A 13,038-nucleotide genomic window follows, 5' to 3' on the forward strand; every position below is an offset into this window, starting at 1 on the left:
CACTCCAGCCGGCGGCGTCGGGCTCGCGGACGGCGGCGGGGAGCAGGTCGCCCGCCGCCGCCAGCAGCAGCCCGGCCACCTCGATCGCGCCGCGCGCGGTGAAGTGCGTGTCGTCGGCGCTGCCCCGGGGGTAGTGGGGATGCGGGTCGAGCCAGAGGAACAGCTCCCTGGTCGCCTCGGGGCCGAGCTCCCGCCAGCGCCGGAAGCTCGCGGCCTGCAGGTCGATCAGGGGCACCCCCTCGGCGGCGGCCAGGTCCCGCATCGCGTCGGGGTAGCGGCCGTGCGTGCCCTCCGGACCGAAGGCGCGCCGTTCGACGGAGGTGACCAGCACCGGGCGCGCGGCCCGCTCGCGGGCCCCGCGGACGTAGCGGCGCAGGTAGTCCTGGTAGCCGCCGTACGGCGGGGCGAAGCGGCCCTGCTCGTGCTTGCCGTCGTTGTGGCCGAAGCAGATCAGCAGGTGGTCGCCCGGCCCGATGGCGTCCATGATCCGCTGGTACATCCCCAGGTGCTCGACCGAGGTGCGGGCGCTGGCCCCGGGGACGGCCTCGTTGACCACGGGCACGTCCCAGAAGAGCGGGAGCGCCTGTCCCCAGCCCGCCTGCGGGGCGAGCGTGACCGGGTAGGTGGCCGCGGTGGAGTCCCCGGCGATGAAGACCGTCACGACGCCTCCCCTGCCGCGCCCGCCGGGGCGCCGCTTCCCACCGCGTCCGCCGGGGCGCCGCTTCCGGCCGTGTGCGCGTGCCCGCCGTACCCGCGGCCTCTGCCAGGCGCGCGGCGGCCGCCCGGTCGAGCCTGCCGTCCGCCACGACCGTGACCACCCGCCGGGTCAGCGTGTCCGCGACGGCCAGCGGCCGGTCCCAGGCGAGGGCCGGGCCGACGCCGGGGTACTCGGCGACCCGCACGAACCACGGGTCGACCGTGCCGACCTGGACGAAGACCAGGCTCCAGGCGTCGGAGACCAGCGCCAGCCAGGGGGTGGCGCCGCCGTGCACGGCCTGCTCGCCCTCGGCCTCGGCGGTGAACACCGCCAGGCCCGCCGAGTCCTTGGGCGCCCGCCAGAAGAACCCGCCGTACCCGGCGCCCGGCCGTCCCTTGCAGGCCGAGCTCTTGATCTCCAGTGGCTCGCGCACGGTGAGCTCGAAGGCGAAGTCCAGCGCCCAGGCCCCGCCCGCGCCCGGCGTCCGGGCCCCGTCCGCGGTCTCTCCGGCCCCTGAGCCCCGAGCGAGCCGGACGTCTCCGTCCCGGCCCCCGGCACCGGCACCGGCACCGGCACCGGCACCGCCAGCACGGTCCGCCGCTCCCGGGCGACGGTCGCGCCGTCGGGCCCGATCCAGGTCAGCTCCTCGGAGAATCCGCCCTCGGCCTCCTCGAAGGCGTCGTGCCGCTGCCTGCCGTGGTCGTCCAGCCAGGTCGCGCCCTGGTCGCGGACGAAGGTCCGGCCGCCCCAGAAGTTCACCGCGCCGACGTCCGCGATGGCCAGGCTGACGCCCAGATGGTGGACGTGGTCGTCGGGACGGAACTCGGTGACCGGCACCCCGCCCCGGGTCCGCACCGGGTGCAGGTAGGGCCGGGGCGAGTCGGTGGCGGGCAGGTCGGAGCGCCACACGTAGGACGCGACCGGCGTCCCCGCCACACTCAGCTCCCGCGTGTCCGCTCCCGCCGTGCCGTCCGCCTCCGGCGTGCCCGTCTCCGTCATCCGCGCCTCCCGCGTGCCCGTCTCCGTCGTGTCCTCACCGTTCCCGCCGTCCCCGTCACGCGCCCGCCTCCCGCGGGCCCGGCTCCCCCCCGGTCCGCCCAGGCCACGCCCAGCTCGGAGAAGAGGGCCAGCCGCTCGGCGCTCGCGTCCGTCAGCGCCTTGACGCCGGGCAGCTCCCGCCGATCGGGGTGGAGCACCTGGTGCTCGTCCGCGATCGGCAGCGGGTCGGGCGCCAGCCGTACCGCCTCCATGAACTCCATGAAGGCGCCGGTGCGGGCCAGCGGCACCAGCAGCTCCACCCCGGTCCTGACGTGCTCGACCAGGTTCTCCAGCAGGTTCGCCCGGGGGTGGACGATCCCGTCGAGCTCGTCGGTGGTGTAGGTCAGCCGGGCGGTGCCCGCCGAGCCGTGCACGATCAGGTACGGCTCGGTGCGCCCCGTCGAGCAGAGCGTCACGGCCACGGTGATCACCCGGCCGTCCGCCAGGCGGATCCGGGCCGTGGAGGTGTCGTCCGCCTCGATCGGGTTGGCGTGGAACATCTCCAGCTCGACGGAGGAGACCGCGCCGCGCTCCTCGGCCCCGGCGACCGCCAGCGCGGTGGCGGTCGCGTGCGCGAACGGGTTGGTGAGCGCGCCGTCCACCACGTCCTGGCCGTCCAGCCGCCGCCGGCCCGACCAGGCCGAACGGGTGTAGTACTCGGCGGGCCGCTCCCAGGCGCCCGCCACCCCGATGCCGCGGACCTCGCCGAACTCTCCGGAGGCGATCCGCTTGCGCAGCGCGGGGATGGCCGCGGAGGCGAGGCTCTGGAAACCGACCTGGCAGGCCAGGCCGCTCCCCCGCACCGCCGCGGCGATCCGCTCGAAGGCGGCCAGCGAGGCCGCGGGCGGCTTCTCCAGCAGCAGATGCGAGCCCGCGCCCAGCGCGGTCACGGCGAGGTCGGCGTGGGTGTTGATCGGCGTGCACAGGATGGTGACCTCGGCGCCGGTGCGCTCGATCAGCCCGGCCAGGCCGTCGGGGCGCACCTGCTCGGGGGTGCCCAGGCCGTGCAGCCAGTCGGCCTCCACCGGGCGCACGTCGCAGACGCCGACCAGCTCGACCAGCCCCCGCGCGGACAGCCCGCGCAGGTTCTCCAGGTGCGACCGGCCGTGACCGTACACGCCCGCGAGCACGACCCTGGTCGCCCTGCCTTCCACCGGCCCCGTCACCGTGCCTTCCACCGGGCCGCCCGCCCGGTCCGTCACTCCGCCCATGTCAGTCCCAGCCCCGGCCGGCCCGCCGAGCGCAGCTCCGTGCCGGTGATCTCCACCGGGTACGGCGCGGCCAGCAGTCCCAGATCCGACAGCGAGGCGTCCTCCACCAGCTCCACCATGACGGGGTGGTGCAGGGTGAGGGCGAGCTGCCCGGAGAGCTCGGTCAGCAGGTGCGGGTAGACCGGCACGTCGAAGGCGCGGGCCAGCTCGGCCACGCGCAGGAACGGGGTGATCCCGCCGACCCTGACCACGTTGGGCTGGACCACGTCGCAGGCGCCCGCGACCAGCAGGTCCCGGAAGCCGTGCACGGTGTAGACGTTCTCGCCCACCGCCACCGGCACGTCGATGCTCCGCCGCAGCTCCACGTGGGCGGCGATGTCGTCGGCGGGCAGCGGCTCCTCGATCCAGTGCAGGCCGTACGGCTCCAGCGCGGCGATCGCGCGGCGGGCCCGGTGCAGGTCCCAGCGCTGGTTGGCGTCGATCATCAGGATCGTGCCGGGGCCGACGACCTCGCGGACCGCGGCGACCCGCTCGACGTCCTCGGCCAGGTCGGGCCTGCCCACCTTCATCTTGACCGCCGGGTACCCGGCGGCCTTCCAGCGCCCGGCCTGCTCGACCAGCTCGTCCAGGGAGTAGTGCAGGTTGACGCCGCTGCCGTACACCGGGAGGTTCTCCCGGCGCGGGCCGAGCACGTCCACCAGGGAGGACTCCCCGCAGCGCAGGTCCCACAGCGCCAGGTCGACCCCGGCCATCGCGACCGTGGCCAGCCCGCCGCGCCCGGCCTCGCTCAGGTGGACCGCGAGCCGGTCCCAGACCACGCCCGGGTGGGCGGGCAGGCCGATCAGCGCCTCGCGGACGTCGTTGTCCAGCAGGGCCTGTACGGCGTGCGCGCCGATCTGCGGCGTCCAGGAGAAACCGGTGCCGGTCCGCCCGTCCTCCAGCGTGACCTCGCACACGATCACGTGGTTGTACGGCACGTCCGCGCCCCACGGCCGGCGCAGCGGCGCCGACCGCAGGGTGGTCCGCAGATCCTTGATCATTCGGACACCAGGGCGAGGCCGCGCTTGATGATCTCGTCGAGCTCCGCCAGGTGCTCGGGGGCCAGGTCGGTCAGCGGCGCCCGGACCGGGCCGACGTCCAGGCCGCGCAGCCGCAGGCCCGCCTTGACCAGCGCGACCGCGTAGCCCGGTCCCTTGCCGCGCAGCTCGACCAGCGGCGCGTAGAACTCGGTCAGCAGCCGCTCGCTCAGGTCGCCGCCGTTGAAGTACGCGGTGGCGATCTCCGGGGCGAAGGCGAACACGGCCGAGGAGTACAGCTCCACACCGAGGCCGCGGTAGGCCGGCATGGTCAGCTCGGCGGTCGGCAGGCCGTTGAAGAAGGTGAAGTCCGGGCCGATCTCCCGCCGGACCGCCAGCACGGTGCGCTGGAAGCGGTCGATGTCGCCCAGGCCGTCCTTGAGGCCGATGACGCCGGGGATGCGGGCCAGCTCCACCACCGCGTCGGGCTCCAGCACCAGCGCGCCGCGCTGGTAGACGATGACGGGCAGCTCCGCGGCGACCGCGCGGACGTACTCCACGAATCCGGCGCGGCTGCCGAGCATCAGGTAGGGCGGCATGAGCAGCAGGCCGTCGGCGCCGGCCGCGCGGGCCGCGCGGGCCTGCTCCAGGCCGCGCCGAGCGGCCGCCCGCGCCCGCGAGCACCGGCACCGCGCCCTGGACGGTCTTGACCGCCACCTCGACGGCGCGGACGTGCTCGCTCTGGGAGAGCGCGGAGAACTCCCCGGTGCCGCAGGCGACGAAGACGCCGCCCGGCCGGTGCTCCAGGTTCCGGGCGATGTGCTCGGCCAGCACGTCCTCGGCCAGCGCGCCCTCGGCGTCGAACGGCGTCACGGGGAAGAACAGGACTCCGCTGAGATTCATGGTCGGTCGTTCCCTTCGGGAAGGCTCTGCTTCGGGAAAGTCTGCTGTCGGGGATGTCCCGGATTCGGAAGGACCCCCTGCCCCGGGTGCCGGGAGGTCCTGTCCTGGCTCCGGAGAGCCCTGCTTGGAGAGAGCCCCGCCTCAGGCGAGCTCGGTGCGCCAGCTGCGCTTGGCCTGCCAGCCGAGCATGCGCTCGGCCTTGGCGGACGAGAAGGCCGGGGCGGTGCCGGTGAGGCCGTCCGCCAGGCCCGCGGTGGAGGGCATGACCTGCGGCAGCAGCTCGGCCAGCGGCTCGCGGGCCAGCGCGTCGGCGGCCCCGGCGAAGAAGGTCTCGCCGTTCGGCAGGCCGGGAAGCCGCTCCAGGAGGGTGATGAACAGGTCGGCCGCGTCACGGGCGTCGATGTAGTTGAACAGCGAGACCCCGGCGATCTCCGGCCGGTCCAGCCGCTCGGTCACCGTGTGCCCCGACTGGGTCGGCGCGCCTCCCACTCCTCCGGCGCGATCACGAAGCAGGGCCGCACCGCGGCCAGCTTCGTCGTGGTCGTGGCGCGGGCGAAGGAGCGCATCGTCTCCTCGGCCACGTGCTTGGAGAGGCTGTAGGCGTTCCACGGCTGGGCCGGGTGGTCCTCGTCGAGGGGCAGGTAGGAGGGGGTCCAGCCGGTCGGCGAGCCGTACCCGATGACGGTCGGGCTGCTGGCCACGACCACCTTGCCCACGCCCAGCGCCACCGACGCGTCGCAGACGTTGAAGGCCAGCCTCGTGTTGGTCTGGAAGATCACCTGGTCGCTGCGGCTGAACGGGGTGGCGATGGCCGCCAGATGCACCACGGCGTCCGGCCGGAACCGGGCGATCACCTCGTAGGCCTCGCCGAGATCGGTCAGGTCGGCGGGGAGGCTGTCGGCGGCGTCCACCGGGGTGCCCGGCATGCTGTCCACGCCGATCACCTCGTGACCGGCGGCGGCGAGTGCGGACACGACGCTGCGCCCGAGGCGCCCGGCGCTCCCGGTGACAAGAGTTCTGCTCACGGGTGTCTTTCCCTTCTGGCAGTCGCGGGCGGGCCCGAGGACTGCAACCAGTTGCACCAAACAGTGTCGTCAACTCCGGGAAACGTCAAGGGAGCAATTTCAACTACCGCTCTGAGCTGGGGATATGCGATGAAAGCTTGCAGCGATCATCACAACCGGTCGCAATAACAGCGCAGCAGCGCCCTCCGTGAAGGCTGGTAGCGGCACGATCGCCTGCGTTACGGTGCCGCGGGCGGGACGGGCCCGCACCGGGTGCGGACCCGTCCCGCCTTCCAGGGAACCGGCCCGGAGACCGGCCCGGAAGTTGGCCCAGAGACCGGCACGACGACCGGTCCAGAGACCGACACAGCGACCGACACAGCGACCGACACAGCGACCGGCACAGAGAGCGAGTGCACCGTGAGATCCGAGACCGCATCCCCCGGGACCCCCGAGGTCACGAGGTTCGGCACCACCCCCGCCGGAGAGGCCGTGGACCGGCACCTGCTGTCCAACGGCCGGCTCCGGGTGGGCGTCCTCACCCTGGGGGCGATCATCCAGTCGATCGAGCTGCCCGACGGGACCGACGTCGTCCTCGGCCTGCCCACCGTGGCCGACTACCTGACCCGCAGCCGCTACTTCGGCGCCGTGGTCGGCCGGTACGGCAACCGCATCGCCGGCGGGCGCTTCACCCTGGACGGGAACGAGCACCGGCTGCCGCTCAACAACAACGGGCACAGCCTGCACGGCGGCGAGACCGGGTTCGACAAGCGGGTCTGGCGGGCCGAGCCGGACGGCGGGCGGTCCATCCGGCTGAGCCTGGTCAGCGCGGACGGCGAGGAGGGCTACCCGGGCACGCTCACCGCCTCGGTCACCTACACCCTCACCGACGCGGACGAGCTGCGGATCGACTACCGCGCCACCACCGACGCGCCGACCGTGCTCAACCTGACCAACCACTCGTACTTCAACCTGGCAGGCTCGGGCGACGTCCTCGGCCACGTCGTCACCATCGAGGCCGGCCACTACCTGCCGGTCGACGAGGGGAAGATCCCCCTGCCCGGGGCGCCCGCGCCGGTGGCGGGCACGCCGTACGACTTCACCCGGCCGACGGCCGTGGGCGCCCGGCTGGAGGGGTGCTACGACCACTGCTACGCGCTGCGGCCCGGCGGCGTGATGCGGGTGGAGGAGCCGGTGAGCGGCCGGGTGATGGAGGTGACGACCGACGAGCCGGGGGTCCAGTTCTACACCGGGCACATGCTCGACGGCGTCGCCACGCCGTACGGCAGGCACGCCGGGCTCTGCCTGGAGACGCAGCACTTCCCCGACTCGCCGAACCGGCCCGACTACCCCTCCACCGTGCTCCGGCCCGGGGAGGAGTACGCCTCGACGACGACCTACCGCTTCAGCGGCTGATTCAGGTCTGGTTTGCCGCTAGAAAGAGTCTCATGACCGATTTTTCCAGCGAGACTCTCCGGCGATCCCCCTCCGGTAATGGATTCATCCCATGACCGGCCGTATCACCTCGACCGCTGCAACCGCTTGTAGCAACGAAGCAATTGTTACAAGATCCTTTATTCTCAGAAACCTTTCGTTAACCGGTCTACCTGCGCAAACACTGTTGACGATATATCGGTAACGATGAAGTAACGCCTGCAAAGGGTTGACGCAGGCTTTCCCAGAGCTATAGGAAAGCGCCATCCAATCACGTCACATCGGGAGGTCCCGTGATGACGAGTGAATCAAGAAAAGCCCGGCCCCGATCCGTTCAGGGGTATCGCCGTGGTTGATTCGCTGTCGCTGAAGAAGCCCGTAGTCACGGCCCCCGCTCCCCAGAACGGGCGCCGGCGGGCCGTCAACCGCTCTCGTCGCGAGGCGGTGGCCGCCTATACGTTCCTCATCCCGTGGTTCGTGGGCCTGTTCCTGATCACGATCGGCCCGATCGTGGCCTCGCTCTACCTGTCCTTCACCGACTACAGCCTCCTGGAGGAGGCCAAGTGGGTCGGACTGGACAACTACACCAAGCTGTTCACCGAGGACCCCCGGTTCTGGGCTTCGCTGAAGGTCACCGCGATCTACGTGGTCGTCTCGGTCCCGCTCCAGCTCGGCTTCGCCCTCGCGTTGGCGTTGCTGCTGGACCGCGGCCTGCGCGGCCTGTCGTTCTACCGGTCGATCTACTATCTGCCGTCCCTCCTCGGTGGCAGCGTGGCGATCGCCATCCTCTGGCGGAAGATCTTCGGCGCCGACGGCCTGGTCAACGCGGTGCTCGCCATCTTCGGCATCGAGGGCACCAGCTACGTCAACAACCCCGACACCGCGCTGGGCACCCTGATCCTGCTGCACGTGTGGACGTTCGGCGCCCCGATGGTCATCTTCCTGGCCGGCCTGCGGCAGATCCCGAGCAGCTACTACGAGGCCGCCGCGATCGACGGCGCCGGAACCCTCCACCAGTTCAAGTCGATCACGCTGCCGCTGCTCACGCCGATCATCTTCTTCAACCTCGTGCTGGAGATCATCAAGTCGTTCCAGTCCTTCACCCAGTCGTTCGTCGTCAGCAACGGCACGGGCGGCCCGAACGACTCCACGCTCTTCTACACGCTTTACCTCTACCTCAAGGGGTTCAAGCACTACGAGATGGGCTACGCCTCGGCGATGGCCTGGGTGCTCGTGATCATCATCGCCGGTCTGACCGGGGTCAACTTCCTCGCGTCCAAGTATTGGGTCTTCTATGGCGACAGCAAGTAGCCGGAATCCGGTCCTGTACCGGCGCCGCTTCTCCCGGGGTGCCAAGCACCTGCTGCTGATCGGCTTCGGCCTGGTCATGCTCTACCCGCTGCTGTGGATGATCTCCAGCTCGCTCAAGCCGGAAGAGCTGATCTTCCGTGAGCCCGGCCTGCTCCCCAGCAAGATCACCTTCGACAACTACACCGAGGGCTGGACCGCACTGGCCCACCCGTTCAGCTACTACCTGTGGAACTCGGCGCTCATCACGGCGCTGTCGGTCGTCGGGAACCTGGCCGCCTGCTCGCTGGCCGCCTACTCCTTCGCCCGGCTGAACTTCCCGCTGAAGAAGCTCTGGTTCGCGCTCATGATCGGCACGATCATGCTGCCGCTGCACGTGGTGATCGTGCCGCAGTACATCATGTTCGCGCAGCTGGACATGATCAACACGATCTGGCCGCTGATCCTGCCGAAGTTCCTGGCCCACGACTCGTTCTTCATCTTCCTGATGGTCCAGTTCATCAGGACGCTCCCGCGCGAGCTCGACGAGGCCGCCTCGATCGACGGGGCCGGATACTGGCGCACGTTCTTCCGCGTCATCCTCCCGCTCTGCACCCCCGCGCTGGCCACCACGGCGATCTTCACGTTCATCTGGACGTGGAACGACTTCTTCAGCCAGCTGCTCTACCTGAACAACCCCGACAACTTCACCGTCCCGGTGGCGCTCCGCACCTTCCTGGACTCCAGCGGTGAGTCGTCGTGGGGCCCGATGTTCGCCATGTCGATCATTGCTCTCGGCCCGATCTTCGGATTCTTCCTGGCCGGCCAGAAGTACCTGATCCGCGGTATGGCCACCACGGGTCTCAAGTAGTCCTCTTCAACCCCCCCTGTGAACGAACAAGAGGAAGGACGAGAGATGCGCTCTCTCAAGACCGCGGCCCTGCTCGCGGTGGCGGCCCTCACCCTGGCGGCCTGCGGCAGCGGCGGCGACGCCGGCGAGGCCGCCGACGGCAAGGTCAAGATCCGCTTCTCCTACTGGGGCTCCGACTCCCGGCAGAAGCTCACCGAGCAGGTCATCGCGGCGTTCGAGAAGAAGAACCCGACCATCGACGTGGTCGGCGAGTTCTCCGACTGGCCGAGCTACTACGAGTCGCTGGCCACCAAGGTCGCGGCCAACGACGCGCCCGACGTCATGACCCTGGAGATCCGCGGTCTGGCCGAGTACGCCGGCCGGGGCGCCCTCCTCGACCTCGGCGGCAAGGTCAACACCGCCGACCTCGACCAGGAGGTGCTGAAGGCCAACCAGGTCGACGGCAAGCAGTACGCCATCCCCACCGGCGTCAACGTCTTCGCGATGTACGCCAACAAGTCCGTCCTCGACAAGGCGGGCGTGGAGCTCCCGGACGACAAGACCTGGACCTGGGACGAGTACATCAAGCTCTCCGCCAAGATCAGCGAGGCCGGCAAGGGCGAGTACTACGGCACCGAGTACACCTCCAACAACCCCACCTACCCGACCATCTACGCCGCGCAGCGCGGTGAGAAGCTCTACGACAACGGCAAGCTCGGCATCACCCCCGACACGCTCAAGGCCTGGTGGGGCAACTTCACCCAGATGATCGAGACCAAGGCCTCGCCCGACGCCGCGAAGATGAACGAGATCATCGCCGGCGGTGTGGAGCAGTCGCTGATCGGCACCAACAAGGGTGCGTTCGGCATGTGGTGGAGCAACCAGCTCGGCACCCTGACCAAGGTCTCCGGCTCCGAGCTGACCATGCTCCGCATGCCCAAGCTGGAGAGCGGCGGCAGCAACGGCATGTTCCTCCAGCCCGCCATGCACTGGACCATCTCCAGCAAGACCGAGCACCCGGCCGAGGCGCAGAAGTTCGTCGACTTCCTGCTCAACGACCCCGAGGCCGGCGGCATCCTGCTCAGCGACCGCGGCCTGCCGATCAACGCCAAGGTCCTGGAGGCGATCAAGGGCAAGCTGACCCCGGCCGACCAGGCGAGCGTGGACTTCATCGGGCAGATCAAGAGCGAGCTCACCCAGGCGATCGTTCCTCCGAAGGGCGCCTCGAAGATGGAGGACATCATCAAGCGCTACACCGAGGCCGTGACCGCCGGTCAGCAGACCGCCGAAGAGGCCGCCACCAAGTTCCTCGAGGAGGCCAACGCGGCCATCTCCGGCTGATCCGTCACGGGGGCGGGTCCGGTCCCGGCTGAGCCGTCCGGCGCCGGACCCGCCCCCCGCCGGTGCGCCGCCACCGTCGGGGAGACACCCTCACGCCTGCCGTACGGCCCGTCCGGGAGCGCTCGGGCCGTACGGCACACCATCGGGGAGAAGGAAATTGAGATACGCATTCGTCGGGCTCGGCCACCGCGCCCAGATGTACGTCGACGCGCTGCTCGGCGACTGGCGGGACACCGGCACCATCGTCGCCCTGTGCGACACCAACCGGACCCGGATGGACTACTACGCCGAGCGCATCGGGGAGAAGGTGCCCTGCTTCGCGCCGGACGACTTCTCCGAGATGCTCGAGCTGTGCGACGCGGTGGTCGTCGCCACGGTCGACGCCACGCACGCCCACTACGTCGTCACGGCGCTGGACGCGGGCAAGCGCGTCATCGTGGAGAAGCCGCTGACCATCGACGCCGAGGGGTGCGCCGCGATCGCCGCCGCCGCCGAGCGGAGCACCGGCTCGCTGATCGTCACCTTCAACTACCGCTACTCGCCCCGCAACTCCGCGGTCCGCCGCCTCATCATGGAGGGCGCGATCGGCGAGATCACCTCCGTGCACTTCGACTGGGCGCTGGACACCATCCACGGCGCCGACTACTTCCGCCGCTGGCACCGCGACAAGGCCAACTCCGGCGGCCTGCTGGTGCACAAGTCCACCCACCACTTCGACCTGGTCAACTGGTGGCTGGACGCCGCGGCGCAGAGCGTCTACGCCCAGGGCGAGCTGCGTTTCTACGGCGCCGAGAACGCCCGCGCCCGCGAGCTCGACGCGCGGCCCGACCGCGGCCAGGGCGCGCCCGGCCTCGGCAGCGACCCGTTCATCCTGGACATCTCCGCCGACCCGCGGCTCAAGCGCCTCTACCTGGACGCCGAGCACGAGGACGGCTACATCCGCGACCAGGACGTCTTCACCGAGGGCGTCACCATCGAGGACAACATGTCGGTCCTGGTCCGCTACGACAACCGGGCCCTGCTGACCTACTCGCTCAACGCGCACGCCCCCGCCGAGGGCTACCGGGTCGTGTTCAACGGCACCGGCGGCCGGATCGAGCTGGAGGTGTGCGAGCGCGCCTGGACTCCGCCGCACGCCGCGATCGACCCCACCGCCGCCTCCAAGGAGCACGCGGCCGGCGCCTGGGAGAGGCTCACCCTGCACCAGCACTGGCAGGAAGCGCGGGAGATCCCGATCGAGCAGGGCGAGGGCGGCCACGGCGGCGGCGACCGGCTGCTGCTGAACGACGTCTTCCGCGGTCCCGACGGCGACCCGCTGGCCCGGCAGGCCGGCTACCTCGACGGGATCCGCAGCGTCATGGTGGGCGCCTCGGCCAACGAGTCCATCCGCACCGGCCGGCCGATCCGCCTGGCCGACGGGGGCACCCGCATGGCGGACAGCTGAACCGTGCTGCCCGATCCTGCCGGCGGCCCGCGCCGCCTGCGGCACCTCGGCGAGTTCTCCGGGCTCGCCGGCCTGGCCATCGAGCAGCGCGGGCTGTTCCCCGTCCCCGTCCCCGGGCCCGCGCTGCGCGAGCGGGCGCGTGACACCGTCGGCGTCCTCGACCTGACCGCCGCCGACGTGCGCACCGAGCGGACCTGGACGGCGGGCGGCCTGGCCGGCGAGGAGGTCTCCTGGGACGTCGGGTTCGGCCCCCGGACCCGCGCCTACGTGCTGCGCCCCCGCGAGGCGGGCGGCGCGGCGCTGCCCGGCGTGCTCGCGCTGCACTGCCACGCCGGGATGAAGTGGGCCGGCAAGGAGAAGATCGCCGACGGCCCGGAGGGCCCCTCCCCCGAGGTCGCCCGGCTCCGGGCCGAGCTCTACGGCGGCCGGGCCTGGGCGGGGGAGCTGGCCCGGCGCGGGTTCACCGTACTGGTCCCCGACGTGCTGGGCTGGGGAAGCCGCCGCGTCCCGCTCGCCGACATGCCCGCCCGGGTCCGCGGCAACCCCGCGCCCGGCCCCGGCGGGACCGGACACGGCTCCGGTGAGACAGGATCCGGTGAGACAGGGCTCGATGAGGCCTGCCCCGGTGAGGCCGGGCTCAGCGCAGCCGACCGCTACGACGCGGCGGCCGCCCGGCACGAGCACGTGCTGGCCAAGTACTGCACCGTGCTGGGCACCTCCTTCGCCGGCGTCGTCGCCGGGGAGGACCTGGCCGCCGCCGCCTACCTGCGCTCCCGCCCCGACACCGGGGCCGTCGCCGCCGCCGGGCCTGTC

The 13,038-nt window shown here is 71.3% G+C and carries 11 protein-coding genes and 3 pseudogenes; 6 read left to right on the forward strand and 8 right to left on the reverse strand.

The genetic code is table 11. The annotated features are described in order from the left end of the window. The 8 genes and pseudogenes from ACWJ6R_RS17760 to ACWJ6R_RS17795 all read right to left on the reverse strand — a co-directional run. A partial coding sequence (locus ACWJ6R_RS17760) for a rhamnogalacturonan acetylesterase (RefSeq protein ID WP_449063285.1) occupies positions 1–661 on the reverse strand: 661 nt, incomplete at its 3' end. A gap of 160 nt (positions 662–821) precedes the next feature. Continuing rightward, positions 822–1,130: pseudogene (locus ACWJ6R_RS17765) on the reverse strand (DUF6807 family protein); the annotation flags it as partial. A 212-nt stretch (positions 1,131–1,342) separates the two neighbouring features. After that, a pseudogene (locus tag ACWJ6R_RS17770) lies at positions 1,343–1,696 on the reverse strand (DUF6807 family protein); the annotation flags it as partial. After that, a complete protein-coding gene (locus ACWJ6R_RS17775; RefSeq protein ID WP_449063286.1) occupies positions 1,693–2,946 on the reverse strand; it encodes a Gfo/Idh/MocA family protein in 1,254 nt (417 codons plus the stop codon). The pseudogene ACWJ6R_RS17770 and the gene ACWJ6R_RS17775, both read right to left, overlap by 4 nt. Beyond that, complete coding sequence (locus ACWJ6R_RS17780; protein WP_449063287.1) at positions 2,934–3,986, reverse strand: mandelate racemase/muconate lactonizing enzyme family protein; 1,053 nt, start codon at positions 3,984–3,986, stop codon at positions 2,934–2,936. The genes ACWJ6R_RS17775 and ACWJ6R_RS17780 overlap by 13 nt, the downstream gene beginning before the upstream one ends. Next, positions 3,983–4,865 (reverse strand): annotated as a pseudogene (locus ACWJ6R_RS17785) (5-dehydro-4-deoxyglucarate dehydratase). Before ACWJ6R_RS17785 ends, ACWJ6R_RS17780 begins: the two are co-directional and overlap by 4 nt. A gap of 141 nt (positions 4,866–5,006) precedes the next feature. After that, positions 5,007–5,321 carry a hypothetical protein gene (locus ACWJ6R_RS17790; protein ID WP_449063288.1) on the reverse strand — a complete coding sequence of 105 codons (315 nt, stop codon included), beginning with the start codon at positions 5,319–5,321 and terminating at the stop codon, positions 5,007–5,009. Further along, complete coding sequence (locus ACWJ6R_RS17795; RefSeq protein ID WP_449063289.1) at positions 5,318–5,890, reverse strand: NAD-dependent epimerase/dehydratase family protein; 573 nt, start codon at positions 5,888–5,890, stop codon at positions 5,318–5,320. Before ACWJ6R_RS17795 ends, ACWJ6R_RS17790 begins: the two co-directional genes overlap by 4 nt. Before the next feature lie 399 nt (positions 5,891–6,289). On the opposite strand from ACWJ6R_RS17795, the gene ACWJ6R_RS17800 reads away from it, so the two are divergent. The 6 genes from ACWJ6R_RS17800 to ACWJ6R_RS17825 all read left to right on the forward strand — a co-directional run. Then, complete coding sequence (locus ACWJ6R_RS17800) at positions 6,290–7,285, forward strand: aldose epimerase family protein (protein WP_449063290.1); 996 nt, start codon at positions 6,290–6,292, stop codon at positions 7,283–7,285. Positions 7,286–7,651: 366 nt separating this feature from the next. Further along, on the forward strand, positions 7,652–8,614 hold the full coding sequence (locus ACWJ6R_RS17805) for a carbohydrate ABC transporter permease (protein ID WP_449063291.1): 963 nt from the start codon (positions 7,652–7,654) through the stop codon (positions 8,612–8,614). Beyond that, complete coding sequence (locus ACWJ6R_RS17810; protein ID WP_449063292.1) at positions 8,598–9,461, forward strand: carbohydrate ABC transporter permease; 864 nt, start codon at positions 8,598–8,600, stop codon at positions 9,459–9,461. Before ACWJ6R_RS17805 ends, ACWJ6R_RS17810 begins: the two co-directional genes overlap by 17 nt. A 45-nt stretch (positions 9,462–9,506) precedes the next feature. Continuing rightward, positions 9,507–10,781, forward strand: coding sequence for an ABC transporter substrate-binding protein (locus tag ACWJ6R_RS17815; RefSeq protein WP_449063293.1), 1,275 nt, complete (start codon positions 9,507–9,509; stop codon positions 10,779–10,781). A 157-nt stretch (positions 10,782–10,938) separates the two neighbouring features. Beyond that, the gene (locus ACWJ6R_RS17820; RefSeq protein ID WP_449063294.1) at positions 10,939–12,225 is read left to right on the forward strand and encodes a Gfo/Idh/MocA family protein; all 1,287 of its coding nucleotides are present in this window, start codon (positions 10,939–10,941) and stop codon (positions 12,223–12,225) included. A gap of 3 nt (positions 12,226–12,228) precedes the next feature. Continuing rightward, a partial coding sequence (locus ACWJ6R_RS17825; protein WP_449063295.1) for a hypothetical protein occupies positions 12,229–13,038 on the forward strand: 810 nt, incomplete at its 3' end.

This window comes from Planomonospora algeriensis (assembly GCF_977012225.1).

What these genes read in the sequence shown, in the direction of transcription:
- ACWJ6R_RS17815 (WP_449063293.1), top strand. Translation starts at nt 9,507, where the DNA reads ATGCGCTCTCTCAAGACCGCGGCCCTGCTCGCGGTGGCGGCCCTCACC.
- ACWJ6R_RS17810 (WP_449063292.1), top strand. Translation starts at nt 8,598, where the DNA reads ATGGCGACAGCAAGTAGCCGGAATCCGGTCCTGTACCGGCGCCGCTTC.
- ACWJ6R_RS17780 (WP_449063287.1), bottom strand. Translation starts at nt 3,986, where the DNA reads ATGATCAAGGATCTGCGGACCACCCTGCGGTCGGCGCCGCTGCGCCGG.
- ACWJ6R_RS17775 (WP_449063286.1), bottom strand. Translation starts at nt 2,946, where the DNA reads ATGGGCGGAGTGACGGACCGGGCGGGCGGCCCGGTGGAAGGCACGGTG.